Here is a 25,499-nt window from a genome sequence, read left to right as displayed (position 1 = left end):
GGGCCCAGCAGAGGGACATCTGTTGTAGGAAGCGCTGCGGGAGCGGCATCACCTATCGGGCTCGAGGTGGCGCACCAGCTCGTACCGCGGCAGCAATGACGAGTGCGTCGAAGCCGCCGACAGCCTCACCCGCTTCGTCCCCATCCGCGACAGCAAAGCGGTCCCCGCGCTCAGCCGTCTCCTCGCCCATCGTTGCTCGCCCTGACTTCCACAGCGAGTTCCACATGCGCTCCGCTTCCGCACGGCAAGGGGCCCCGCTCCGCAAGCCGCTGATCGCCGCGGGAAACCAACAGAGGTGTAGGCTCGGCAGGTTGGTGCCTCGGCCGAGGAGCGCCCCCGTCAGGCCGAGGCGCGCTTCTTGGGGGCTGCCTTCTTGGCCGTGGTCTTCGCGGTCTTCTTCGTCGCCGTCTTCGCGGTCGACTTCGTGGCCGACCGTGCGGCGGCCTTCTTCGCCGGGGTTCTGCCCGGCGTCGACTTCTTCGCGGAGGCCTTCCGGGGGGTGGCGGTCGCGGAGGCCTTCTCCTTCGCGCCGGTTCCGCCGCTCTTCTTGCGGGCGGCGAGCGACGTCACCTCGGCCCCCGGTGCGCTCTCGGATTCCTCCGCCTCTTCCGCCTCCTCGCCGCGGGCCTTCTTCGCCGCCCGGACGCTGTTCTCCAGCGCCGCGATCAGGTCGATGACCTTGCCACCGCCGGTCTCGCCGGATGCTGCCGGCTCGAGCGCCTCGCCGGAGGCCTTCGAGGCGATCAGCGCCTCGACCGCCTCGCGGTAGTCGTCGTGGAGGGTGTTCATGTCGACCTCGCCGAGGGTGGCCATCAGGGCGTCGGCCAGGTCGAGTTCGGCTTCACGGACCGTGACGTCGGTCTCCGGGGCCACCCCGTCGGTGGCGCGGATCTCGTCGGGCCAGAGCAGGCCGTGCATCGCGATCACGTCGTCGACGACGCGCAGCATGCCGAGCCGTTCCCGGCCGCGGAGCGCGTACTTGGCGACGGCCACCTTCTGGCTCCGCTTCAGGGCCTCGCGCAGCAGCGTGTACGGCTTGGCGGCGGGGACTCCGTTGGCGGAGAGGTAGTACGCCGTGTCCATCTGGAGCGGGTCGATCTCCGTGGCGGGCACGAAGGCGACGATCTCGATCGTCTTCGCGGTGGGGAGCGGGAGCGAGCCGAGGTCCTCGTCGGTGATCGGGACGATCGAGCCGTCCGCGTCCTCGTACCCCTTGCCGATCTCGGCGGCCGTCACTTCCTGCTCGTCGATTTCACAGACCTTCCGGTAGCGGATCCGGCCGCCGTCGGCGAGGTGGATCTGGCGGAAGGAGATCGAGTGGCTCTCGGTGGCGTTGACCAGCTTGATCGGGATGCTGACCAGCCCGAAGGAGATCGCGCCGTTCCAGATGGACCTCACCGTTCACCCCTTTGTCCCATGAGATACCGATAGATATCCGTTGATCCTGAATTCATGTGATTCTTATCGTATGACGCCGATCACCGAGGTGGAGGGGCGGCGCCTGGCGCTCAGCAATCTCGACAAGGTTCTGTATCCGGCAACCGGAACCACCAAGGGCGAGGTGCTGCACTATTACGCGGCCACGGCGGCGGGGTCCCTGCTCGCACATCTGTACAACCGGCCGGTGTCCTTCCTGCGCTACCCGGACGGGCCGGACGGCCAGCGGTTCTTCACCAAGAACCCGCCGCCGGGCACCCCGTCCTGGGTACGGATCGCCGAGGTGCCGCGGCATACGGCGCAGCAGGCCCGGCAGGTGCTCATCCAGGATCTGGCGTCGCTGATGTGGGCGGCGAACCTGGTGGTGGAGTTCCATACGCCGCAGTGGCAGGCCGATACGCCGGGGGTGGCCGACCGGATGGTGTTCGACCTCGATCCCGGGGCTCCGGCAACCGTCGTGGAGTGCTGTGCGGTGGCGCTGTGGCTGCGTGACCGGCTGGCGGCGGACGGACTGCTCGCGTACGGGAAGACCTCCGGGTCGAAGGGGCTGCATGTGCTCGTACCGCTGGAGCCGGTCTCCTCCGATCGGGTGTCGGCGTACGCGAAACAGCTGGCGGTGGAGGCGCAGCGGGATCTTCCGGAGCTGGTGGTGCACCGGATGACGCGGGCGCTGCGGCCGGGGAAGGTGTTCGTCGACTTCAGTCAGAACGCGGCGGCGAAGACGACCGCCACCCCGTACACGCTGCGCGCCAGGGCCGAGCCGACCGTGTCCGCGCCCGTCACCTGGGCGGAGATCGAGGACTGCCGGAGCCCCGCCGAGCTGGTCTTTCTGGCCGGTGACATGGCCGGGCGGCTGGAGCGGTACGGGGATCTGCTCGGCCCGCTCATCAATCCGAACCGGGCCCGGCCGCTGCCCTGATCGCCAGGTCGTGGCGCACGCATCCGGCCGTTGTCGTGTCTGCGGGCAAAAGGCCTGCATGGAGCGGGTGGATTGCCCGAGCCGTGATGCACACTCTGCGCAGGCACACTGCGCTACGTGCATACGCGGGGAGGCGATGTCATGTTCGCGGGGATCGACGAGGTCGACTGGGCCTCGATGGAGCATGCCTACGGGCCTGCCGACGACGTTCCGGACCTGCTGCGGGGACTCGCGTCCGCCGACCCGGCGGAGCGCGAACAGGCGCTGGACGGTATGTACGGGGCCGTTCACCACCAGGGCGATGTGTATGCCTGCACGCTCGCCTGCATTCCCTTCCTCTTCGACCTGGTCGTGGATCCCGGGATCCACGACCGGGGCAGCATCGTCGAGCTGCTCACCAGCATCGGCGGCATCGATCTGGCCGAGGACGACGAAGAGTTCGACGACGAGGAGATCGACGAGGAGGAGATCGAGGGCGCGGCGAACTACGCGATGGCGGCCTCCGCCGTCACCGCGTGCGCCGGGGTGTTCTTCGAACTCATCGCCGACGAGGACCCAGGGGTACGGCTCGCCGCGCCGCTGGCGCTCGCCACACTGCACGGTCACCCGGCGCGGGTCCTCGCGCTGCTGCGGGAGCGGCTGCCGGTGGAGCCGGACGAGGAGGTGCGGCTCGCGCTCGTGGAGGCGGCGGGGCGGGTCGCGCTGCGGCACCGCCCGCAGGCCGGGCAGGCGGCGGACTGGCTGAGCCGGCTCGCCGCGGAGGCGTACGCCCCGGCGCTGCGGCTGGCCGCCCTCGCCCAGCTGGCCCGGTGCGCGCCGGACGCGCTGCCGGGCGATGTCATACGGATGGTGGCGGGGCTGTTGGCGGAGCTGCGCTCGGCGCCCGGCGCGACGGTCGGCGTGCCGGATCCGGTGGGCGCCGCCGCACAGGCCGACGAGCCGGGTCCGGGCGAATCCGCCGAGGAGCGGGGTGCGCCGGTGACTCCGGTGGGGCAGGTGCGGGCACTGTCCGCGGCGGAGCCCACCGGGCGCAGCGCCCCCGGGACGGCGGATCTGCTGCGGACGCTGCATGTCGGGCTCGACGACCGGGTCGCCGACCGGACAGCGCTGTTGATCGACCAGCTGCGCAGCCCCGACCGCCGGCAGCGTATCGACGCGGTACGGATGAGCAGCGGGCTGATACGGGCCTGGCGCGGTTCGTACGAGGAGCTGGTCCATCTCGTGGGTGCCCAGCTCGCGGACCCCGAGCCGCGGCTGGCCGAGGCCGCCTCGCACGTACTGGAGGAGCTGTTCGGGCTGGCCGCGCCCGCCGCGGACGCGCTGGCGGCGCGGGTGGCGGCGGATCCCGGGTCCTGGGTGAAGGAGTGGGCGAGCGAGCCGTCGGGGCTCGGCAGCGCGGTGAAGGCACTGGCCCGGCTGGGTGACGCCCGGGCGGTGCCCGCGCTGGCCGCCGCCCTGGAGCGGCCCGAAGTACCGCACGACGTGGGGTTCGCCATCGGGTATCTGGGCGCGGCCGCGGCTCCGCTCGCCGGAGTGCTGCGGCGCCGGCTGAGCCGGCTCGATCTCGACGAGGGGGTGTACGACCGGGCGAGTCCGCTGCTCAGCGGGCTGACCGCGCTGCGGGCGGGGGAGGCGGCACCGGAGGTGCTGCGGGTGCTGCGCGGGGCGCCGGAGTACCGCGGGGAGTGGCTGCGGACCTCGGCGCTGCGGGCGCTCGGCTCGTTCGGTCCGGCCGCCCGGTGCGCCGTCCCGGAGCTGCGGGCGCTGATCCGCCGTCCGGGGAGCCCGGCGGCGACGGAAGCGGCGCAGGCGCTGTGGGCGGTCGAGGGGGATGCGGAGGCCGTGCTGCCGGTCCTGATCGAGGGGCTGGGGGCGGAACATGCGCACGAGCGGCGCTCGGCGGTGAGCGCGCTGGGCGGGCTGGGTGCGCACGCGGCCGCGGTGGCGCCCCGGCTGCGGGCGCTGCTGCTCCACGACGAGCTGTGGCTGCGGGTGGACGCGGCGATCGCACTGTGGGAGGTGACGGGGCGGACCGAGGAGTCCGTACCGGTCATGCTCGCCGCCTGGGAGAAGAACCGTCATGTCAGGGTCCGGGTGGCCGAATGCCTGGCGCTGATGGGTGTTGCTGGTGCAGGGTCGGATGCGGCACATGTACTGCGCGCCGAACTCGCCTCCGTACGACGTCACAACGCGATGGCCGGCGGGTACGGCAACCACGACACATACGAGGACGAAAAGCTGCTGGTTTTCTGCCGGCGAGCGCTTCACGAAGTAACGGGGAAGGGGCCCACGACATGATCATTTTTGGTACGCGAGGCTATCTGTACCAACTGGCCGTTCTGACGCTGGTCTGCGGCTGGTGCGGCAATCCGGCCGCGCACACACTGCGGAAGCGGGTCACGAAGTTCACGCTGTTCTTTGTGCCACTGTTCCCGTTCTCGACGAAGTACGCGACGCAGTGCACGTTCTGCGGCGGGGAGCAGAAGATCCCGAAGGAGCAGGCCGACCAGCTGCTGGCCCAGCACGCGGCGTCGCAGGACGGCAACCCGTTCGGACAGGCCCAGCAGCAGCCGGGATATGCCCAGGACGGACAGAACCCCTACCAGCGCTGACACAACCGCGGCCACACCGGCTATAAAAGGGCATAAGGAACTTCCTTCCGCATAAGGTCGATGGGGCACGGGTCGGCGGGCCCATGCCCGGACGTCCGGGAAGGGAGGGAACCATGCGCCCGAATCGCCGGGTGACGCGCCGGGCGAAGGCGGCCCTGGTCGGCGCCGGCGCCACGCTGCCGGCCGGCTGCGGCACCGGCGGCGGGCTGAGGAGTGCCGGAAGGGTCCCGACCGCCATCGGGCCCGCCCGGCTCCGGCCGCAGCTGCCGCCCGCCTCCGCCGCTCCGTACGACTACGACGAGGGCGCGACGGCGCGCATCCCCGGGGGCACGGTCCCGCACGACGATGTGCACGGGGTGGACCCGGTCGCCGTGGTGCAGGCCGGCCTGAAGGCCGCCATCAGCCGGTCCGGCGGTTCGGACGAACTCCCCGCCGGCACAGTCCGGAAGATCGCCGCGTGCCGGACCGCGCCCGTCGAGTGCCCGGTCCTGCAGCCGTACTACCGCGATCTGACGGGCGACGGCAGGGACGACATGGTGCTCGGCGTGCGGCGGAGCGACGGGCGGCTCTCCGTGCGCGTCTGCATGGCGGAGACGGGCGGGCCGACCCGGATCCTGGCCGTCTCGGACTCCGTGATCAGCGTGGAGCCGGCCGGGCGGGACGTGATCATGCGAGTGCCGTCGGCGATCGCCGGATACGAGTACCGGACGGCCTGGTCCTGGGACGACCACCAGCGCGCGATGCTGCCGACTCAGGACGAGATCCTGCGGAAGACCCCACAGGCGGCGCCCAGCGGGCGGCCGAGCGCGGAGCCCAGTCCTGAACCGAGCATGGTGCCGCCCGCGGTTGCCTCCGCGGGGCGGCGATGAGGCGACGGAGACTGCGCGCGCCCGCGTGGACCGCGACGCTCACCTGGAAGTCGGCGGTGTTCATCACGGTGATGTGCTGCGCACTCGCCGCACTGCTGGGCGTACTGGTGCACACCGCGGTGACCCGGGAGACCGTCGACGAGGCCCGCGCCGAGGCGCTCTCCCGGCTGAACGACGTCACCGCGGCATACGAGGCGGGCGAGGCGCTCCCGCCGGGTTCCGGTATCGATCCGCCCGGGCTGCCCGCATCGCTGCGCGCCCTCGCCGCGAGCGGGCGTCGGGGCACGCTCGTCGCCGACCATTACGGACGTCCGACCATGTGGGCGGCGGGCCCGGCCGACGGCCGCGCGCTGGCCACGGCGATCGACTACAGCAGGAGCGCCCGCACGATCAGCAGCCTCGACCGGGCGATCGTCGGCTCCTCGCTGCTGGCGATCGGCGCCACACTGCTGGTCGGCGCGTTCGCCGTCACCCGGGTCACCCGCCGACTGCACCAGACCGCCCGGGTGGCCCGCCGGATCAGTGCGGGCGACCTCGACGCCCGCGTCGACGACCCCCGCACCGCGGACCCGTCGCGCCCGCAGGACGAGGTGGCGATCGTCGCCGGCGCGCTGGACACGATGGCGTCCACGCTCCAGCGCAAACTACTGGCCGAGCAGCGCTTCACCGCCGATGTGGCGCACGAGCTGCGCACCCCGCTGACCGGCCTCTCGGCCGCGGCCGAGCTGTTGCCGCCGGGCCGTCCGGCCGAGCTGGTGCAGGACCGGGTACGGGCGATGCGGGCGCTGACGGAGGATCTGCTGGAGATCTCCCGGCTCGACGCACGCACGGAAGAGGTCGATCTCGCGGTTCACGAGCTGGCTCCGCTCGCCGTGCGGGTGGCGCGCGCCTCGGGAACGGAGACCGAGGTCCGCGTCCTGGGGGCGAAAGCCGGAACCGGGGCGAGGCCCGTGCGGGTCGAGACCGACAAGCGGCGGTTGGAGCGGGTCCTCGGCAATCTGATCGCCAATGCGCACAAGCACGGCCGGCCGCCGGTGGTCGTGACGGTCGACGGGCCGGTGGTGACCGTACGCGATCACGGTCCGGGATTCCCGGACTATCTGCTGACCGGTGGTCCGCAGCGGTTCCGCACCGAGGGCAGTGGCAAGGGCCACGGGCTCGGACTGACCATCGCCGTCGGGCAGTCGGCGGTCATCGGCGCCGAGCTCGTCTTCGCCAACGCGGAGGACGGCGGGGCGGTGGCGCGGCTGACGCTCCCCGAGTACGTACGACGCGACGGCGGCAAGCCGCCCGGCCATGACGACCAACCAGAGGCGACGTAACGGAAATGAAGTGACGTAAGGGACATATAGTGCACCTCTTGCTACGTTGCGTGGCATGACCGCAGCGAGGACGGACGCGCCCCCACCGCAGCTACGCCTGCCCAAGCGGCGCGGGGTCGAGCTCGGACTTCTCATCGGAGCCGTCCTCATCTCCGTCTACGGGTACGCCGCCGTCGGCCTCGCGCACGACCACGCGATCCCGCCCGATGTCGCCGGTTACGGTGCCGGTCTCGGGCTGCTCGCACTCCTCGCCCACCTCGCCGTCCGCTTCCGCGCCGCGCACGCCGATCCGCTGCTGCTCCCCATCGCCGTCCTGCTCAACGGTCTCGGGCTGGTGCTGATCTACCGGCTCGACCTGGAGACCCCGAAGGACCAGGCGGCGCCCACCCAGCTGATCTGGTCGACACTCGGGGTCGCGCTCTTCATCGTGGTCGTCGTCTTCCTCCGCGACCACCGGGTGCTCCAGCGGTACGCGTACCTGTCGGTCGCCGCCGCGCTGGTCCTGATGATCGTGCCGATCTTCTTCCCCGCGGTGAACGGCGCCAAGATCTGGATCCGTATCGGCGGGTTCTCGTTCCAGCCGGGCGAGTTCGCCAAGATCCTGCTCGCCGTCTTCTTCGCGGCGTATCTCTCCGCGAACCGCAACGCGCTCGCCTACACGGGCCGCAGGATCTGGAGGCTCCAACTGCCCACCGGCCGGGTGCTCGGCCCGATCGTGGCGATCTGGCTGCTCAGTGTCGGAGTGCTGGTCCTCGAGCGCGATCTGGGGACCTCGCTGCTCTTCTTCGGCCTCTTCGTGATCATGCTGTACGTGGCGACCGGCCGGACCGGCTGGATCGCGGTGGGGCTGCTGCTCGCCGCCGTCGGCGCGTTCGCCGTCGGCTCCTTCGAGCCGCATGTGCACAGCCGGGTGCAGGACTGGCTCGATCCGTTCGCCTCCATCGACGCGGGCGAGGGACCGAGCCAGCTCGCCCAGTCGCTGTTCGCGTTCGCCGCGGGCGGAATGCTCGGCACCGGGCTCGGTCTCGGCCACTCCATCCTCATCGGCTTCGCCGCCAAGTCCGACTTCATCCTGGCCACGGCGGGCGAGGAACTCGGACTCTCCGGGCTGACCGCGGTCTTCCTGCTGTACGCGCTGCTGGTCGCCCGCGGCTACCGGGCCGGGCTCGCCCTGCGCGACCCCTTCGGGCGGCTGCTGTCGATCGGACTCGCATCGATCCTGGCCCTCCAGGTCTTCGTGATCGCGGGCGGTGTGATGGGGCTGATCCCGCTGACAGGCATGGCGATGCCGTTCCTCGCCCAGGGCGGTTCGTCCGTCGTGACCAACTGGATCATCGTGGCGCTGCTCATCCGGATCAGCGACCTCGCCCGCACCCCCCATCCCGACCAGGCGGAGACCGGGGTCATCGCACCCATCGTGGAGGACCCGTCGTGATCCGCTACATCCGGCGGGCCGCCGCGTTCTGCCTGCTGCTGCTCATGGCGCTGCTGCTGAACGCCGCCCGTATCCAGGTCTTCCAGGCGGACGAGCTGGACGACAACCCCGCCAACCGCCGCCGAACGATCGCCCGCTACGACCAGCCGCGCGGCAACATCCTGGTCGGCAAGAAGTCCGTCACCGGGTCCAGGAACACGGACGAGCGGCTCACGTACGAGCGCACCTACACCGACGGGCCGCTGTACGCGCCGGTGACCGGGTACGCCTCGCAGACCTACGGGACGACGCTCATCGAGAACGCCGAGGACGACATCCTCTCCGGCACCGACCCGCTGCTCGCCCCGCTGCCGCTGTGGGACGAGATCACCCGGAGCCGGCAGCCCGGCGGCAATGTCGCAACGACCGTCAGGGACTCCATGCAGCGCGCCGCGTACGCCGGGCTGGGCGGGCGGCGAGGTGCGGTCGCCGCCCTCGAACCGTCGACCGGCAAGATCCTGGCGCTGGTCTCGACCCCTTCGTACGACCCGGAGCGGCTGTCCGGCACCGGTTCGTCGGTCACCGACGCCTGGCGGCAGTTCAACAGGGCGAGGAGCCAGCCGATGCTCAACCGGGCGATCCGGCAGACGTATCCGCCCGGCTCCACCTTCAAGATCGTGACGGCGGCCGCGGCGCTCGACGCGGGTGTGGTCGAGGACCCCGATGCGGAGACCGACACCCCGTCGCCGTATGTCCTGCCGGGGACCAGCACCACGCTCCCCAACGAGGCCCGCGGCTGCGAGAACGCGCCGCTCGCCGAGGCGATCCGGGTGTCCTGCAACACCGTGATGGCCCATCTGGGGGTGGAGGTCGGGCTGGACGGGATGGTGAAGGCGGCGCGGAAGTTCGGCTTCAACGACACCGGTCTGAAGATTCCGTCCGGCGTGGCGAAGAGCAACTTCGACACCGACATGAGCAACGACCAGCTGGCCCTGTCGTCGATCGGACAGTTCAACACGACGGCGACACCGCTGCAGATGGCCATGGTGGCGTCGGCCGTCGCGAACGGCGGCGACCTCAAGCACCCGTATCTGGTGGACCGTACGACGACCAGGAGCGGTACCACCGTCCATCAGAACGGTCCGCGCTCCTACCATCAGGCGATGAGCCCGCGGACGGCGACGCAGCTGCGGCAGATGATGATCGACGTCGTGGAGCAGGGCACCGGATCCAATGCCGCGATCGACGGGGCGACGGTCGGCGGCAAGACCGGCACCGCCCAGCACGGCATCGACAACTCCGGCACCCCGTACGCCTGGTTCATCTCCTGGGCGCAGGCGTCGGACTCGGTCCGGCCGGCGGTCGCGGTCGCGGTGGTCGTCGAGGATGCCGCCGCGAGGCGGGCGGACATCAGCGGTGGCGGCAGCGCGGCGCCGATCGCCCGGGCCGTCATGGAGGCGGCGCTGCAGGGCTGACGGCACGGGGCGCGCGCCGGTCCGGGGCGTCTCGCTGCTCGGACCGGCGCGTGCGGCGCGGCGCACGCTGATTACTGTGCGGCCATGACGTCCATGACGCCGGGGCCCGGCCACGAACTCGCCCAGGTGAACATCGCTCGGCTCACATTCCCACTGGACTCACCCGAGTTGAAAGACTTTGTCGATGCCCTCGATCCGGTCAACGCGGTCGCCGACCAAGCCACCGGATTCATCTGGAGGCTGCGGAGCGAGACCGGGAACGCCACCGACGTACCGGTCTTCGGCGACTCCTGGTTGATCGTGAACATGTCGGTGTGGCGCGACCTGGACGCGCTGACGGCCTTCATGTACCAGGGACGGCATCGCGAACTCCTCGCGCGGCGCCGCGAATGGTTCGAGCGGGTGGAGGAGGCGATGACCGCACTGTGGTGGGTTCCGGCGGGCGAGCGACCGACGGTGCAGGACGCCGAGGAACGCCTGCGGCTCCTGCGCGAACACGGTCCGACGGACCGGGCGTTCACCCTGCGGGCCGCCTTCCCGGCGCCCGTCCCGCCCACGGGCTGATCCGCCGATCGGTCCGCGCGACTCGGCACGGATCTCGGCGGTGTCCGCCGCCGGCTGATTCAGATCGATCGCCCTCGGATCCTTCGGCGCGGGGTCGGCCGTGACCACGGCGACTCACCTCGTCGCCCCACTGCCGCGCGCCTGGCACTCGGCCGTGATGCCGTAGCCGCCGGGAGTGAGCTCCTCGGCGGGTGGGGCGCGGGTTGCGCCGCCCGTCTCAGCGGCACCCTGGAGCAATGTGGTCCGGGCGAGCTCGGGGTTCCTCAGCTCAACGGCTCACGCCGCTGCAGCCACTCGGCAGGCACTCCGTCCACACCGGTGACCGCCCCGACGACGCCGCCGGTGATGGCACAGGTCGTGTCGACGTCGCCGAAGCCCTCGGCCGTGGCCCAGAGCGCCGATTCGAGATCGTCCGGGTGCCGGGCAGCGGTCCACAGGGCGAACGGGACCGTGTCGTCGGCCCGGATGCGCTGCCCGTTGCCGAGCAGGTCGGCCGCCTTCCACGGCTCGGTGGTGAACGGCACGTCGGCCGCACGCCGGACCCCGTCCCGTACCGTCCCTTCGGGCGTACGGTCGGCGACCGCCGTCAGCGTGAACTCGCCCCGCACCTGCAGCGCCGCCGCGACGGCCTGCGGGTGGGCATGCCCGGGATCTCGCCGAGCTGGTGACGCAGCGGCCGGACGTCACCGCCGAGGGGGTCGCGGCGACGCACGCCGCGCTGCCGGCGACTCCGGCACGGGTGGCGGAGCCGGTGCGCGGCTTCACGTCCGGCCTCTGGGCACCATCCGCCGTGGACCCTCGGACCGGTCCGTCCCCGCATCCTCTACGCAGCTCCCTCCACTGTCGCCTCCTCGACCGCCGCGACCCGAGCCTGCTCCTCGGCCGCGAACCGGTCGCGGTCCAGCTGCTCGGCCATCTCCTCGTCCTGGGCCATGAGCAGGTCCGGATCGGAGTCGCCGAGTTCGAGGACGCCCATGTCGACGTACGCCTTCTGCAGCCGCTCGTAGTCCCAGCTGAAGCGGGCGGCACCGGAGGCGGGCACCTGCCACAGGGGCGTGTCGGGGGCGGTGGTGCAGAGGTCGTGTGTCGACACGGACAGCTCCTTCGCCTCGCATGCTCGGACACGTTCCGCTGCGGTTGCGTCGGTTGGCAGGTTCACACGTCGGTAGACGCCGGGTCAACAAGTCGTGCGCGAGGGATTGACCGCCTTACTGACAGGCAGTCTCATAAGAGGTGACCGCCGGTAACCATGTGTGAGGTGCCCCCAGCCATGACGACAGTGACCGAACGCGACGTGCAGGTGCTCCGCGACGCACTCGGCCCGCTACGGGACCGTGAGCAGATCGCCGAGCGCCTCCTGGAGTCCTCGGCCAAGCACTCCTTCGATCCGGACACCGAGCTCGACTGGGATGCGGCGGTCGAGGACGGCAAATGGTTCTGGCCGCCCGAGCTCCTCTCCCTCTACGACACCCCGCTGTGGCGGAAGATGTCGCAGGAGCAGCGGATGGACCTGGCCCGGCACGAGGCGGCGTCGCTGGCCTCGCTCGGCATCTGGTTCGAGATCATCCTGATGCAGTTGCTGGTCCGGCACATCTACGACAAGCCGGTGACCAGCAATCATGTCCGTTACGCGCTCACCGAGATAGCGGACGAGTGCCGGCATTCGATGATGTTCGGCCGCATGATCCAGTGGGGGCAGGCGCCCAGCTATCCCGTACCGCGCGTCTACCACAACCTGGCGCGGGTGCTGAAGACCGTGTCCACGACGCCCGGTTCGTTCGCCGCGACCCTGCTCGGCGAGGAGATCCTCGACTGGATGCAGCGGCTGACCTTCCCGGACGAGCGCGTCCAGACGCTGGTCCGCGGCGTGACCCGGATCCATGTCGTCGAGGAGGCACGGCACGTGCGCTACGCGCGCGAGGAACTGCGCCGCCAGATGGTCACCGCACCGCGCTGGGAACGCGAGTTCACCCGGCTGAGCTGCGGAGAGGCGGCGCGCGTCTTCTCCGTCTGCTTCATCAACCCGCAGGTGTACGAGAACGTCGGCCTGGACCGCCGCGAGGCCGTCGCCCAGGTGAAGGCGAGCGGCCACCGGGCGGAGGTCATGCAGTCGGGCGCGAAGCGGCTGACGGACTTCCTCGACGACATCGGTGTGCTGAACGGGGTGGGGCGCAGGCTGTGGAGGAGTTCGGGTCTGCTGGCCTGACCCGGCTCCCTCTGCGGAGGGAACGCCTCAGGAAGTACCCGACGGATCATGGCCGGGGCCGGGGCCGCGACCTGTCCGCCCCCGGTCCGCCGGGCACCCCCTGGGCTTCGAGGTATGACCCCTGCCGCCGCCCCGCCGAATCGCGCGTACCGAAGGCTCAGCGTGCAGGAGCGCCGCACGCAACTCCTCGGCGCCGCCCTCACCCTGTTCGCGCACCGGGCGCCGGACGAGGTCTCGCTCGACGAGGTCGCGGCGGTCGCCGGCGTCTCCCGCCCGCTCGTCTACCGCTACTTCCCCGGCGGGCGACAGCAGTTGTACGAGGCGGCGCTCCGGTCCGCGGCGGACGAGCTGAAGCTCTGCTTCGCCGAGCCGCCCGAAGACCCGCCCACGGAACGGGCACCTCGTCGACGATCGCCGTCGTCCGGGACGTCTCGGCGACGCTTCCGCCGCGCAGCAGGGCTGCTGAACCCTGTGTCGTGCTCGTCGACGAACCTGAGGCAGCGGCCGAGCACCCGTGTCACGACGGACGAGGAGACGGCGTCCGTGGTGGCGGCGCTGCTGTCGCTGGAGACCGCCTCCGGTCCCGCCGGGAAACTGGCGGCCCGGCTGGTCCCCGTGGTCGGTGGGGCCGCGCACCTGCTGCCGCCGGACTGAGCCCCGGAACACGCCCTGGGTCAGACTGGGGACGTGAGAAGCGAGAACACCACCTTCAGGGGCGGCCCGCTGGACGGGCGGGTCCTCCCCGTCCTCGTCGGCGCGACCGGCCATCCGCCCAAGTGGTACGAGGTCCCGGTGCCGGACGCCGACGGCGGACCGGCCACCGTGTACGCGTACCGGCGGGTCCCGGCCGGATACTCCAAGCGGCTGGGTGTACAGCGCGGCTGGGTGTACGAGTACGCCCCCGAGGGCCACGAGCGCCGCACTCCCAAGTGGCCCTGGTCCAAACCGAGCTGACCCGCGCTGACCCACGCCGGTCCGGCAGGGCCGGGCGGGGTGCGTCGGCCGCCTCTCGATTGCCGGACCCTCTAGGATCGACGGATCCATGGTCACGAGAACGGTCACAAGGGGGTGCGCCATGGAGGCGCTGCGTCAGGACGATCCACGCCGCTTCGGTCCGTACACCGTGGTGGCGCGGTTCCGCGAGACGGCGAGCGCTGTCCAGTACGTCGCGCATGACGCGAGCGCGGCCGACACCACGGACGGCTCCGCGGACCACACCGTCGTGATCACCGCGGCCCGGCCCGAGCTTGCCGCGCTGCCCGCCTTCCGCCGCCGCTTCGAGGCGGAGGCACGCACCGCGGACCGGCTGGCGGGTGGCTGGGTCCAGCCGCAGCTCGCCACCCGTGCGGACGACGGGGATCTGTGGACGGCCGTGGCATACGTACCGGCGCTGACGCTCGCCGAGGCGATCGACGCCGCAGGTCCCCTCCCCGAACATGCCGTGCGGATACTGGGCGCGGGCATCACCGAGACGCTCTCCCGGGTGCACGCCACCGGGGCCGTACTGGAGGGACTCGCCCCCAGGACCGTGCTGCTGGCCGGGGACGGACCGCGGCTCACCGCCTTCGGACCGCTGGGCGCGGCGGCCGATGCCGAGGCCAAAGCGGGCGGGCAGCTCTCCGTACGGCTCGGATATCTGACCCCGGAGCAGGTCGAGGGCGAGACGGCGGGACCGGCCTCCGACCTCTTCGTGCTGGGCCTGCTGCTGGCGTACGCGGCGACCGGCACGACCCCGCTCGCGGACGGTCCGGCGGCGGAGGCCGCCGAGCGGATCGCGCATGCGGAGCCGGAACTGGGCGCGGTCCCGGAGGACTTGCGCGGGCTGATCGCGCGCTGCCTGGCCAAGGACCCGGCCGACCGGCCGAGGTCCGGGACGGTGGCGGCGGAACTGGCACTGGAGGGCGCGGCGGGCCTGACGAGGGGCGGCTGGCTGCCGGAGCAGCTGTCGAAGACGCTTGCGGAACAGGAGTCCCGCGTCAGGGAGCTGGTGTCCGGGGGGTCGGCCGACGCGCCGACGGACGGTCCCGTCGACGCGGCCCCCCACGGGGCTCTCACCGAACCTGAGGCCGCCACGCCCGACAGCCCCGCCACCGGCGCGCCCGGCGACGGCGGCCTCGGAGAGGACACCCGGACCACCCGGATCGGAAGCGTCGGCAGCCCCCGCGCCCCGGAGCCCGACCGGCCGACCACCCACCTGTCCATCCCGCGGGAACGGACCGGCCCCCCGGACCGGCTGCCCGCCGTCCTGCCACCCGCCGCACCGCTCGTGCCGCGCCCCCTCCCGGCCCCGGCAGCGGCGATTCCCGCTCTGCCCCCGCCGCCCGTCACACCCACGCCCGCACCCTCCTCATCCTCATCCCCCTCCCCCACCCTCGACCGTCGCACCCTGCTCTTCGGTGCGGCCGCCGGCGCGGCCGGGCTGATCGTCGGCGGTGGGGGTGTGTTCGCCCTCGGGTCCGACGACTCCGACGCCCCGGACGACGGCAAGCCCGCCCCGTCCCCCAGCGGCCCCACCGTGGCCGGACTGCCGCCGCAGCCGCGCTGGGTGTACACGTCCCCCCAGTCCGGACCCGCGCCACTCACCGCCGCGCTCTGGCGCGACCGGCTGCTCGTGCTGACCGGCGGGACGGAGGCCTCCGCCGTCGATCTGCGGACCGGCCGCCGCCTCTGGGGGTGCCCGGACGCGGCAAAGGGGCAGGCTGCCCTGGCAGCCGGTGACGCGTTCTGCTTCGTCGCCGGGCCGTCCGAGTTCCTCTGGCTGTCGCCGAAGGACGGAACCGTCGCACACCGGGTGGCATACGAGAACCAGTTCGAAGGCGCACCGTCCCTGACAGTGTCCGACGTCATCGGCCAGTCCGGTCCGGCGATCTGGTTCACCGGCTCCCACAAGGTCACCGTCAAGGCCAAGAAGCCGAAGAAGGGCCAGAAGCGCGGGAAGGACACGCAGGTCGTCACGTCGTTCCTGTTCGCGTACGACATCGTGCAGCGCAAGGAGCTGTGGCGGACCCCCGTACCGACCGGCCGGGAATCGACGACCCCCGCCTACCAGCTGATCGCCGTCCGCCCCGACGACATCGTCGTACGTCAGAAGAGCGCGACGCTCACCCCCGACGACGTCAAGGCCGCCAAGGGCAAGGCCGTCTTCCGCGGGTTCGACCGGAAGAGCGGGAAGCTGCTGTGGACCAGGTCGTTCGGCGCGGTCGGTCCGGACGGGGCGGCCGTAGGGGATGACCGGGGACTGCTGTACGCGGCGGCGGGCGACGCCCTCCAGTCGTTCGACATGCCCGCGGGCAAGCCGAAGTGGACGCTGAACGGCACGCCCGGGTCCGTGTTCGGGACACCGGTCCCGGCCGGGGCGCTGCTGCACACCACCAGCCGCGACCAGGAAGTGGGCACCGTCGAGCGGGAGTCCGGGAAGCTGCGCTGGCGGCGGTCCACCGAGGCGGTCCCGGGCGGACGGGCGCCCGTCGTCACCGTGAGTTCCACCGGCAGGACCGTGCTGGCGGCCGGGGACGAGCAGGTCACCGCGTTCGCCGCGGCGGACGGACGGCGGCTGTGGAAGTTCCAGGACATCGGGGTGCAGGACCCGAAGGGCGCCACGGTCACCGCCCCGTACCGGGTGCTGGCTTTCGGGAAGTTCGCCGTCGTCCAGCGAGAACGGATGTTCTACGCGTTCCCGGTGAAATGACCTCGGCGGTGTCCGGCGGATCAGGGCCCCGGCCGTGGTCCGCCGGACACCCCTGGGGCCGCCCCGCCGTCCGGGCGAATCCGGGCGCCGCCAACCGCACGGTTCTTGCATCACCCGCCCCCGAGTGACCGTATTGACGCGTTGCGCTCACTCATGGGGTGGTCCCGCGATCGCCCCGGCTTCGGAGGTGATCCCGTGTCGTCCAGGGTTCTGCGCACCGTCTGCGCGGCGGCACTCGCCGCGGTGGTCGCGGCCTCACCCGCCGTCGCCGCCCCCGCGGACCCGAGCAGTCCCGGCCCCTCCGGCCCGTCCCGTGAGCCACGCGCCACGAAGAGCGTCGCTGAGCTGCTGACCGAGCTCAAGAAGCTGTACCAGCGGACCGAGGAGGCCAGCGAGGCGTACAACAAGACCGCGGCGAAGCTGAAGAAGCGGAAGACGGAGGAGAGAAAGCTCGCCGCCGCTCTCGCCGTGTCGCGGACCGCGCTGGGCCGCAGCCGCAGCGACGCGGGGCGGCTGGCCCGGGAGCAGTACCAGGGGCAGTCCGATTTTTCCTCGTACGTACAGCTGATGCTGTCCCGCGATCCCGAGCATGCCCTGGACCAGGAACATGTGATCCAGCGGATGTCGGCCGGCCGGGCCGCGACCGTGAAGCGGCTCAGCGGCGCCGAAAAACGCGCCACCGAGCTGGCCACCGCGTCCCGCAAGGTGCTCGAGAAGCAGCGGGTGCTGGCCGCGCGGCAGAAGAAGCAGCGCGACACCGTCCAGTCGCGGCTGAGGAAGGTGGAGGCGCTGCTGGCCAAGCTCTCCGCCGAACAGATCGCCAAGGTGTCCCGGCTGGAGCAGCAGGCCACGGACAAGGCCCAGGGCAAGCTGGTCACCTCGGGCGCCCTGTCCTCGGCCCGGCCGCCGTCCCAGAAGGGCGACGAGGCGGTGAGGTACGCGGTCAAGCAGCTCGGCAAGCCGTATGTGTGGGGCGCGGAGGGCCCGGGGTCGTTCGACTGCTCCGGGCTCACCTCGCAGGCCTGGGCGAGCGCGGGACGCACGATTCCGCGGACCTCGCAGGAGCAGTGGCAGCAGCTGCGGAAGGTACCGCTGAACGCGCTGCGCCCGGGTGACCTGGTGATCTACTTCCCGAAGGCCACGCACGTGGCCCTGTACGTCGGCAACGGCCTGGTGGTACAGGCGCCCCGGCCCGGGTCGCGGGTGAAGGTCTCGCCGCTGGCGTCGAATCCACTGCTGGGCGCCGTGCGTCCGGATCCGGAGAGCCCTCCGCTGAGTGGCTACAGCCTCCCGGAGCTGCCCCGGGACATGTCCGGCGGCTCGGACGAGGGCTACAACTCCTCATCCGAGCCCGGCAACGAATAACTCATCCGGCACCCCCGGTACACACGTCAGCCGGGCCGCGCACCCTGGCTCTCCCGACGGGAACCGGCCCGACGCGCCGACCCAATCACTTTCCGGCAGTACGCGGAGAAGTGAGCTGGGCCGTCTCTGGGCCGCCCGAGGCCGCTCGACAGCGGCCAACGATGACCGATGACGACCACCCAGGGGCAGCCGACCAGCGCTCGGACCAGCAATAACCCAGCTCACCAAGATCCCCGGCAAGACCCGGGGCAAGAAGGCAGGCCTTGAGTCGCCCATCGAGACGTTGAGCGTGGCGGGCATCGTCAGTGGTGCCGCCTAGAGTGCCCAGCATCAGCACTGGATCGAGTACCCAGGGGTGGGACATGAAGGAGTCCGAGCGGTCCGCACTGCTGCGGATCACCGGTAAGTGCGGCGGCAGTGTCGTGGTCGAGTTGAACGACTCCTATGCCCCGGGCATCCCGGACGTGCAGGGACAGCTCCTGGTCCACAACGACTTCGTGGCCGGTGTCCTCGACACCTATGTGGATCCAAGTGACCTGGCCGGCTGGGCGCACGTATTGGACGAGGTCGCCGCAGGGCGCGACGCCGTCTGGCGTGAGGCCGCGCGAGTCGCCGAGATCGGCATCCGCCTGAACTGGCGGGAGGACGACCACGATGAGATCACGGTCACCATCGCAGACCAGCAGACCACGAGGCTGGCCGTCTCCCTCACCATGGACCGCGGCTGGATCGACGAGCAGCGCGCCCTGCTCGAGAGGCTCCGCGCCGTCTGGGCACACCTGATCCCCGCGGACTGAGGAGCTTCAGAGGGGGTCGGCCCGTGCCACAGGCGTGCCAGATTGTGCGGGGACTCACGGGGAAAGGCAGCGGTCAGCGGAACTCAGGTGCCGCAGGCCCCGAAGTCGGGGTTACCCGGGTCAGTGACAGCCTCGCCCCGCCTCGCTCCTAAAGCGGGTGTCGGTCGCGGTCTGCCTGGTGCGCCCTCAAGGGCATGGACCCTCAGCGGACTGTGAGCCATGTGTGGGCCACCGAAGCGCCGCCGGGGGCCAGTCGTAGCGAATGTGCTGACAACTTGTCATACGTGGATCGCCAACATCCCGTGTCTACTGTCGGTCCATCCGCGGTGGCCGAGGCCGGCCAGCGACCACGGGCGCGTTCGTGACAGCAGCGGTGGACGGCAACGTCACCGCGCAACTGGGGACCCGGAGAGCCGCGGCGGCGTCCCATGCCCGCACGGGACGGGAGCCCATTCTGGGTGTGCGTGAGGGTTCATTCGGCCAATGTCTCGATCGTTGCAGCGACTGATCGGCGTTGCAGCCCGTCGGCAATGAGCTCCATCTCGACCAGCGTGCCAACCAGGCCGGTCTCCTGGAGCGCGCTGGCCATCACACGTGCCTGGCCCAGGGGCAGGCGGAGTACCTCGCGCAGGACTCGCAGGACGCAGACGAGGCTCGACTCGTCCGCAAGGCGAAGCTGTGCAGGCCCCAGTCGACCTTGTTACCGCTGATCTGGCAGATCGGCAGCAGGGCAGAGAGGTCACGCTGCAAGCGCAGGTGGCCGGCTTGGCTTTCTTCTGGGCCGTCCGAGGGCCGTCCGAGGACGGCCCACAACCACCAACGTTGACCAACGCCAACGACTGCTTCGCAGGTCAGGCGGCCGACGCGGCCCCGGAGACCTGAGCCAGGTACGCGTTCGTCTTCTCCGGGTCGAAGAAGAAGTTGTCGAAGTCCGCCGGGTTGTTGAACCCGTTGGCGAACCGGTCGGCGACCGGCTGCATCTGACCGGCGGCGCCGATCAGGTTCAGCACGTGCTCCGGCGGTACACCGAGCATGGCGTTCGTCCACTTCACGACGTGCTGCGCGGTGTCCCAGTAGCGGTCGAACGTGGACTGCATCCAGTCCGCGTCGAACGCCCGGTCGCCGTGCTCGATGATCGACTTGAGGTACGCGTCGGCGCACTTGGAGGCGGAGTTGGAGCCCTGGCCGGTGATCGGGTCGTTGGCGACGACGACATCCGCCACGCCGAGCACCAGGCCGCCGCTGGGCAGCCGGCCGATCGGCGTGCGCACGGTCGGGGCGTAACGGCCCGCCAGGGTGCCGTTGGCGTCGGTCAGTTCGACCTTGGTGGCGCGCGCGTACTCCCACGGCGTGAACTGCTCCATGAGCTCCAGCGTCTTCGCGAGGTGCTCGGAGGGGTCCTTGATGCCCTGGAAGACGTCCAGCGGGCCGCCCGGGACGCCCTCCCAGAACAGGATGTCGGCGCGGCCGGACGTGGTCAGGGTCGGCATCACGAAGAGCTCGCCGACACCGGGGACCAGGTTGCAGCGGACCGCGTCGAACTCGGGGTGCTCGGGGCGCGGGCCCATGCCGTGGACGTACGCGACGGCCAGGGCGCGCTGCGGGGCGTCGAACGGCGAACGGGACGCGTCCCGGCCGAACATGGAAACCAGCTCGCCCTTGCCCGCGGATACCATCACCAGGTCGTAGGTGCGGGAGAAGTAGTCGAGGTCGGAGACGGCCGCACCGTGGATGACGAGCTGTCCACCGCGCTGGGCGAACGTCTCCATCCAGCCGGCCATCTTCACGCGCTGGTCGACGGACTGGGCGAAGCCGTCCAGCTTGCCGACCCAGTCGACGGCGCGCGAGGAGTCGGGGGCGGCGACCGAGACGCCGAGGCCCTCGATGCGCGGGGCCTGGGACTCCCAGAAGTTGAGCTGGAGGTCACGCTCGTGCTGCAGCGCGGTGTCGAACATGCACTGCGTCGACATGACCCGGCCGGACCGGATCTCGTCGGCGGTGCGGTTGGACAACAGGGTGACTTCGTACCCACTGGACTGCAGTCCGAGGGCGAGCTGGAGACCGGACTGGCCGGCTCCGACTATGAGTATCTTCCGCATCGCGGTTCTCCGTTACGTCTACGTGGTACGTGCGCGAGGTGTGTCCGGCCCGGACGGGCCGGTCACCCCCTACGCGGGGGTGGCGGCAAGAGCGTGACCCACGAGGGCCAGCAGCGACTCGACGACGGTGATCCTGTTACGCGCGTCCATGATCACAACAGGCACGTTCGGGGGTACGGTCAGGGCCTCCCTGACGTCCTCCGCCTCGTAACCGGTTGTCCCCTCGAAGTGGTTGACGGCCACGATGTACGGCAGTCCGCAGCTCTCGAAGTAGTCGAGCGCGGGGAAGCAGTCGGAGAGCCGCCGGGTGTCGGCGAGCACCACCGCACCGATCGCGCCGCGCATCAGGTCGTCCCACATGAACCAGAAGCGCTGCTGTCCGGGCGTGCCGAACACGTACAGCACGAGGTCGTCGTCGAGCGTGAGACGGCCGAAGTCCATCGCGACGGTCGTGGTGACCTTGTCGGGCGTCGCGGTGAGGTCGTCGGTCTCCTCGCTGGCCTGGGTCATCAGGGCTTCGGTCTGCAGCGGGGTGATCTCGGAGACCGATCCCACGAAGGTCGTCTTGCCGACGCCGAACCCGCCCGCGACCACTATCTTCGTGGCTATGGGGGCCCTGGTGTGATCCAACTGCCAGGCCTGGAGCGGCTCCTCGGCCTGGTCCTCCGGTCCCGGCCGACGCGGGGCGGACAGGAGTGGATCAGAGACGACGGAGTCCATTCAGCACCCTTTCGAGCAGTGCGCGGTCGGGCTGGCCGGTGCCGTGACCGGTCCCGTACACACGGATCTTTCCCTGGTCGGCCAAGTCGCTGAGCAGCACTCGGACCACGCCGAGCGGCATCTTCAACAGGGCCGAGATCTCCGCGACCGTACGCATGCGGCGGCAGATTTCGACAATGGCCTGGAGCTCGGGCATCACCCGCGTGGCGAGGTTGCCGTTGGTGAGCTCGCGGCGCTCCTCGGGCGCTTCCAGCGCGGCCACGAACGTCTCGACGAGAAGGACGTGACCGAAGCGGGTGCGGCCGCCGGTGAGCGAGTACGGGCGGACCCGGGCGGGCCGTCGGTCGGACCCGCGGACCGGGAGCCTGCGGGCGGGTTCAGCAGCGGGCGTCACTGGGCGCTCTCCATCGATTTGCGCAGTTCACTGCGGAGTTCGGGGGTGAGTACGTGTCCGGCACGGCCGACGAAGAGCGCCATGTGGTACGCGATGACGCTCATGTCGCAGTCGGGGGTGGCGTGCACGCCGAGCAGCGAACCGTCACTGATCGACATGACGAAGACGCTGCCCTCGTCCATGGCGACCATGGTCTGCTCGACCCCGCCGCCGTCCATCAGTTTCGCGGCGCCGACGGTGAGGGAGCCGATGCCGGAGACGATGGTCGCCAGGTCGGCGCTGGAGCCCCGGGGGCCGTCCTGCCGGCCGTCCGTCGTCGCGGCTGCCTGACGGCCGGGGTCGGAGGAGAGCAGCATCAGTCCGTCGGACGAGACGACGGTGACCGAGTGGACCCCTGGCACCTCCTCCACGAGATTGCTCAGCAACCAGTGAAGGTTCCGGGCCTCGGTGCTCAGCCCGAATGTGCTGGGCGCAGTCAACTGCGTGCCTCCTCGACTGTGTCCCCCGTCTCATCGGTTCGACCGCCGGAACGGTCTGCCAGCTCGGTGTGCTCGGTCTGTACGGTGCCGGCACCGGTGTCGGCACCGTCGGCGATCTCCGCCTCGACGTCGCGGCGGCCGTCCTTCGCCCCCTGATGGAAACCGCCGAGACGGCGGCGCAGCGCGTCCTTGTCCAGGCCGCCCTTGCGCTCGGTGGAGGGGGCGGCGGCGGGCTTGACGACCTTGGGGGTGCGCTTGGGAAGTCCCTTGTCGGTGATGCGCTCGGCCTGCGGCTCCGGCTGCCGGGGGCCGGGAATGGCCTCGGCGGCGGGCGCCGGGGAAGGAACCGGGGCGGCGAAGGGCTCCGGGGTCTCGTCCGCGGTGCGCTCGTGGCGGTCGGGGCCGATGGCGTACGGGTCGGGGGTCGCCGGGGTCTCGTGGACCGGTGCGGCCGACGGGACCGGTTGCGCCGCGGGGGCGTCCCGGAACTCCGGGATCTCCGGGAGCCGGACCTGCATCGTGGTCTCGGACTCGGACTCGGACTCGGATTCAGACTCGGACTCGGCGCCGGCCGGCTCGGGTGCGGGCGGTTCGGGCACCGCTGCGGGAGCGGGCACCTCCGCCTGGGCCGGCTCCGGCGCCGACTCACGGATCGTCTGCTCGGCGGCGGCGATCAGCGGGTCGCCGGGCAGCACGGGCGTCCGGCGCGGCAGGGCATTGGAATTGGCCTCGGCGACCGATCCGGGCAGGTTCAGCGCAGGTGCGTCCCCCGGTACGGTCGCGGGCGGCGGCGTGGCGGCGGGCGGCGCCTTCGGCAGCAGCGCCTGCGGCAGCACGACGACCGCCGTCACCCCGCTGCCCTTCTGCTCGCGCAGCTGGACCCGCACCCCGTGGCGCGCCGCGAGCAGCGACGTCACCTGGAGTCCGAGGCCCGCGCCTCCGGCGTTCTGCTCGCCCGCCTCGAACGAGGACGGGTCGGCCAGCCGGGCGTTGAGCTCGCCCATCCGTACGGACGACATGCCGATGCCCTCGTCCTGTACGGAGAGCATCACCTCGCCGGTCTCCAGCAGCCAGCCGGAGAGCTCGACATGGGAGTCGGGCGGCGAGAAGGAGGTCGCGTTCTCCAGGAGTTCGGCGACCAGGTGGCTGAGGTCGTCGGCGGCGAAACCGGCGATCTGGGCGTGCGGCGGCAGGGACTGGATGGTGACCCGCTCGTACCGCTCGATCTCGCTGACGGCCGCACGCAACACGTCGACCAGCGGGATCGGGCCGGAGTGCCCGTGGCCGTGCTCGGCGCCCGCGAGGACCAGCATGTTCTCGCTGTGGCGCCGCATGACCGTGGCCATGTGGTCGAGCTTGAAGAGGGTGGCGAGCCGCTCCGGGTCCTGCTCGCGCTCCTCCAGGCTCTCGATGACGCCGAGCTGGCGCTCGACGAGGCCGAGGGTGCGCAGCGAGAGGTTGACGAAGGTGTGGTGGACCGTGTTCTTGAGCCGCTCCAGCTGGGCGGTCAGATCGGCGGTGCGGGCCTGGAGTTCGGTGCGCTGGAGGGTGAGGGCCTCGCGTCCGGCGTTCAGTTCGCCGCGCTCGTTCTCCAGTTCCTCGAAGCGGCCGTTGAACTCGTGGAGCAGCCCGTGCAGCTTGCCGTGCAGGGTGTTGAGGGACCGTACGACCTGGGCGAACTCGTCGTTGCGGCCGGTGTAGCGGACCGGCTCGGCGGTGGCGGGCTCCACGGCGAGGCGGGCGGCGCCGATCCGCAGGACGGCGAGCGGCTGGGTCAGCGTACGGGCCACGGCGGTGGAGACGCCGACGGCGACCAGCAGACAGCCGCCGAGGAGCGCGATGCGCAGTTCGAGCGCGGTGACGTCGTCGTCGCGCAGCTGCTCCAGGCGTTGAACCTGGGCGGTGCCGAGGGCGGACTCGACGCTGCGCATCCGGTCGATGCGGGCGGAGAGCGACGCCTCGACCTTCTTCCGGTCGGCCTTCTGGTCGGAGTCCGACAGTTCGGGGCGGTCGGTGAGTGCGGCGAGGTACTTCTCCGCTCTGTTGACCTCGGGTCCGGTGACGGTGGAGGAGAGCTTCTCGCGGGCCGCACTGCCTGCGGCCTGGTCGAAGTCGGCGAGCGAGGAGAGCTCGCGGACCCTGGCCTGCTGGGCGGCGGCGCTCAGCTCGTCGCGGTTGCGGTCGTCCTCGCTGCTGCTCTCGTCCTGGTTCTGGACGGGCAGCCCGGTGAACGGGTCGATCTGCGGGGCCGTGGCCTCTTTGCGAGGCACGGAGAGCGCCGCGATCAGCAGCCCGCGGGTGGCGGAGGCCTGCTCGGCGGCCTGGCCGAGGGCGAGGGGCGCACGAGTGGCCTCGGCGGCGCGCGGCGGGGTGTTGTCGGCGAGTTCGGCGGCGAGGTCGTGGAGCTTGGCGATGATCTCGGAGTACGCCTGGTGGGCGGCGAGTGCCGAGCCCTTGCCGGTGAGGGCGGTGCGCCGCAGGGAGGGGATCGTGGAGAGGTCGCGGCGCAGCGCGGCGGGGGCCGTGTCGCGGATCTCGTCGATCTGCTGGTCGACGCGGGCGCTGGGGCCGTCGTTCTTCGCGTCGGGCTTCCCGTCCCGGCCGCCCGCGATGTAGGCGGTGACTTCGTCGCGCTCGTCCGCGAGGGAATGGGCGAGGGCCACCGCCTGCTGGTTGAGCTCGGCGAGGGTGACCAGCCGCTGGGACTCGGTCAGTTCGGTGGAGGCGCCGAGGGCCGCGGGTGCGCCCGCGGCGATGACGGTGATGCCGACGACCGCGACGCCGGCGACCAGCCGACTGCGTACGCGGACGGTGCGCCGGGTCGGCTCACTCCCGCTCGGCGCCGGAGGTGTCGCCCCGGTATCACTTCGCTCGCTGCCTTTGCTCCGAGGCCGCTTCTTCTGCACCGGTGCTCGCAATCTTGACTCGTCCACCCTTGAGACAGAGGTGACACACGGTCACATGTGGAATGACACCCCGACCCCTGGTACGGCTTCTGACCATTCCAGTGCTTTTGAGAGGGGGGCGCGCATCAACCGCTCCGCCACCTGAACGAGTGAACATCACTCAAGAGTTGACGAACAAGTCTCCCCTCGAGCGCCGTGGAGCACACCTGGCCCATCGGCTGGAACTTCCGCCC

Annotated in this window: 21 protein-coding genes and 2 pseudogenes; 15 read left to right on the top strand and 8 right to left on the bottom strand. The window is 71.2% G+C overall.

Annotated features, from left to right (window positions below):
- Positions 1-34: 34 nt before the first annotated feature.
- Positions 35-205 carry a DUF397 domain-containing protein gene (locus AB0I23_RS01060; RefSeq protein ID WP_359106228.1) on the top strand — a complete coding sequence of 57 codons (171 nt, stop codon included), beginning with the start codon at positions 35-37 and terminating at the stop codon, positions 203-205.
- A gap of 134 nt (positions 206-339) precedes the next feature.
- Here AB0I23_RS01060 and AB0I23_RS01055 read toward each other — a convergent pair whose 3' ends face one another.
- Positions 340-1,398: a Ku protein gene (locus AB0I23_RS01055; RefSeq protein WP_359105598.1), complete on the bottom strand. Its 1,059-nt coding sequence runs from the start codon at positions 1,396-1,398 to the stop codon at positions 340-342.
- A gap of 70 nt (positions 1,399-1,468) precedes the next feature.
- On the opposite strand from AB0I23_RS01055, the gene ligD reads away from it, so the two are divergent.
- The 8 genes from ligD (at position 1,469) to AB0I23_RS01015 (ending at position 10,612) form a co-directional block, all read left to right on the top strand.
- Positions 1,469-2,356: a non-homologous end-joining DNA ligase gene (ligD, locus tag AB0I23_RS01050; protein ID WP_359105595.1), complete on the top strand. Its 888-nt coding sequence runs from the start codon at positions 1,469-1,471 to the stop codon at positions 2,354-2,356.
- Between the two features lie 141 nt (positions 2,357-2,497).
- Positions 2,498-4,654, top strand: coding sequence for a HEAT repeat domain-containing protein (locus AB0I23_RS01045; RefSeq protein ID WP_359106226.1), 2,157 nt, complete (start codon positions 2,498-2,500; stop codon positions 4,652-4,654).
- On the top strand, positions 4,651-4,968 hold the full coding sequence (locus AB0I23_RS01040; RefSeq protein WP_359105592.1) for a zinc-ribbon domain-containing protein: 318 nt from the start codon (positions 4,651-4,653) through the stop codon (positions 4,966-4,968). The genes AB0I23_RS01045 and AB0I23_RS01040 overlap by 4 nt, the downstream gene beginning before the upstream one ends.
- A gap of 113 nt (positions 4,969-5,081) precedes the next feature.
- Entirely contained in the window at positions 5,082-5,837 is a 756-nt protein-coding gene (locus AB0I23_RS01035; RefSeq protein ID WP_359105590.1) for a hypothetical protein, read from the top strand.
- Complete coding sequence (locus AB0I23_RS01030; protein WP_359105587.1) at positions 5,834-7,159, top strand: HAMP domain-containing sensor histidine kinase; 1,326 nt, start codon at positions 5,834-5,836, stop codon at positions 7,157-7,159. The genes AB0I23_RS01035 and AB0I23_RS01030 overlap by 4 nt, the downstream gene beginning before the upstream one ends.
- 55 nt (positions 7,160-7,214) lie before the next feature.
- Positions 7,215-8,594, top strand: coding sequence for an FtsW/RodA/SpoVE family cell cycle protein (locus tag AB0I23_RS01025; protein ID WP_359105585.1), 1,380 nt, complete (start codon positions 7,215-7,217; stop codon positions 8,592-8,594).
- A complete protein-coding gene (locus tag AB0I23_RS01020) occupies positions 8,591-10,048 on the top strand; it encodes a peptidoglycan D,D-transpeptidase FtsI family protein (RefSeq protein ID WP_359105582.1) in 1,458 nt (485 codons plus the stop codon). Before AB0I23_RS01025 ends, AB0I23_RS01020 begins: the two co-directional genes overlap by 4 nt.
- A 93-nt stretch (positions 10,049-10,141) precedes the next feature.
- A complete protein-coding gene (locus AB0I23_RS01015; protein ID WP_436846861.1) occupies positions 10,142-10,612 on the top strand; it encodes a DUF3291 domain-containing protein in 471 nt (156 codons plus the stop codon).
- Positions 10,613-10,875: 263 nt separating this feature from the next.
- Here AB0I23_RS01015 and AB0I23_RS01010 read toward each other — a convergent pair.
- Both AB0I23_RS01010 and AB0I23_RS01005 read right to left on the bottom strand, forming a co-directional pair.
- A pseudogene (locus AB0I23_RS01010) lies at positions 10,876-11,286 on the bottom strand (ADP-ribosylglycohydrolase family protein); the annotation flags it as partial.
- A gap of 149 nt (positions 11,287-11,435) precedes the next feature.
- Positions 11,436-11,612, bottom strand: a pseudogene (locus tag AB0I23_RS01005) (aminobenzoate oxygenase); the annotation flags it as partial.
- Positions 11,613-11,882: 270 nt separating this feature from the next.
- Between AB0I23_RS01005 and AB0I23_RS01000 the strand changes: the two are divergent.
- The 6 genes from AB0I23_RS01000 (at position 11,883) to AB0I23_RS00975 (ending at position 18,668) form a co-directional block, all read left to right on the top strand.
- Entirely contained in the window at positions 11,883-12,818 is a 936-nt protein-coding gene (locus tag AB0I23_RS01000) for an AurF N-oxygenase family protein (RefSeq protein ID WP_359105576.1), read from the top strand.
- Positions 12,819-12,932: 114 nt separating this feature from the next.
- Positions 12,933-13,472, top strand: coding sequence for a TetR/AcrR family transcriptional regulator (locus tag AB0I23_RS00995; RefSeq protein WP_359105573.1), 540 nt, complete (start codon positions 12,933-12,935; stop codon positions 13,470-13,472).
- A gap of 33 nt (positions 13,473-13,505) precedes the next feature.
- A complete protein-coding gene (locus tag AB0I23_RS00990; protein ID WP_359105570.1) occupies positions 13,506-13,772 on the top strand; it encodes a hypothetical protein in 267 nt (88 codons plus the stop codon).
- A gap of 121 nt (positions 13,773-13,893) precedes the next feature.
- A complete protein-coding gene (locus AB0I23_RS00985; protein WP_359105567.1) occupies positions 13,894-16,506 on the top strand; it encodes an outer membrane protein assembly factor BamB family protein in 2,613 nt (870 codons plus the stop codon).
- 195 nt (positions 16,507-16,701) lie between these two features.
- Positions 16,702-17,871 carry a C40 family peptidase gene (locus tag AB0I23_RS00980; RefSeq protein ID WP_359105565.1) on the top strand — a complete coding sequence of 390 codons (1,170 nt, stop codon included), beginning with the start codon at positions 16,702-16,704 and terminating at the stop codon, positions 17,869-17,871.
- A 362-nt stretch (positions 17,872-18,233) separates the two neighbouring features.
- Positions 18,234-18,668 carry a DUF5959 family protein gene (locus AB0I23_RS00975; protein ID WP_359105563.1) on the top strand — a complete coding sequence of 145 codons (435 nt, stop codon included), beginning with the start codon at positions 18,234-18,236 and terminating at the stop codon, positions 18,666-18,668.
- Positions 18,669-19,519: 851 nt separating this feature from the next.
- Here the strand turns inward: AB0I23_RS00975 and AB0I23_RS00970 are convergent.
- From AB0I23_RS00970 to AB0I23_RS00950, 5 genes are all read right to left on the bottom strand, one after another.
- Entirely contained in the window at positions 19,520-20,767 is a 1,248-nt protein-coding gene (locus AB0I23_RS00970) for a styrene monooxygenase/indole monooxygenase family protein (RefSeq protein ID WP_359105560.1), read from the bottom strand.
- Positions 20,768-20,836: 69 nt separating this feature from the next.
- Positions 20,837-21,487: a GTP-binding protein gene (locus AB0I23_RS00965; protein WP_359105558.1), complete on the bottom strand. Its 651-nt coding sequence runs from the start codon at positions 21,485-21,487 to the stop codon at positions 20,837-20,839.
- The gene (locus tag AB0I23_RS00960) at positions 21,468-21,881 is read right to left on the bottom strand and encodes a DUF742 domain-containing protein (RefSeq protein WP_037689183.1); all 414 of its coding nucleotides are present in this window, start codon (positions 21,879-21,881) and stop codon (positions 21,468-21,470) included. The genes AB0I23_RS00965 and AB0I23_RS00960 overlap by 20 nt, the downstream gene beginning before the upstream one ends.
- The gene (locus AB0I23_RS00955) at positions 21,878-22,360 is read right to left on the bottom strand and encodes a roadblock/LC7 domain-containing protein (RefSeq protein WP_359105556.1); all 483 of its coding nucleotides are present in this window, start codon (positions 22,358-22,360) and stop codon (positions 21,878-21,880) included. The genes AB0I23_RS00960 and AB0I23_RS00955 overlap by 4 nt, the downstream gene beginning before the upstream one ends.
- Positions 22,357-25,266 carry a sensor histidine kinase gene (locus tag AB0I23_RS00950; RefSeq protein ID WP_359105553.1) on the bottom strand — a complete coding sequence of 970 codons (2,910 nt, stop codon included), beginning with the start codon at positions 25,264-25,266 and terminating at the stop codon, positions 22,357-22,359. The genes AB0I23_RS00955 and AB0I23_RS00950 overlap by 4 nt, the downstream gene beginning before the upstream one ends.
- Positions 25,267-25,499: the final 233 nt, after the last annotated feature.

Origin of the sequence: Streptomyces atratus, assembly GCF_040655115.1 — a bacterium.
In the GTDB taxonomy this organism is placed as follows: Bacteria; Actinomycetota; Actinomycetes; order Streptomycetales; family Streptomycetaceae; genus Streptomyces; species Streptomyces atratus_D.
The sequence above is the reverse complement of the archived record's forward strand: the minus strand, read 5'-3'. Positions and strand labels throughout refer to the sequence as shown.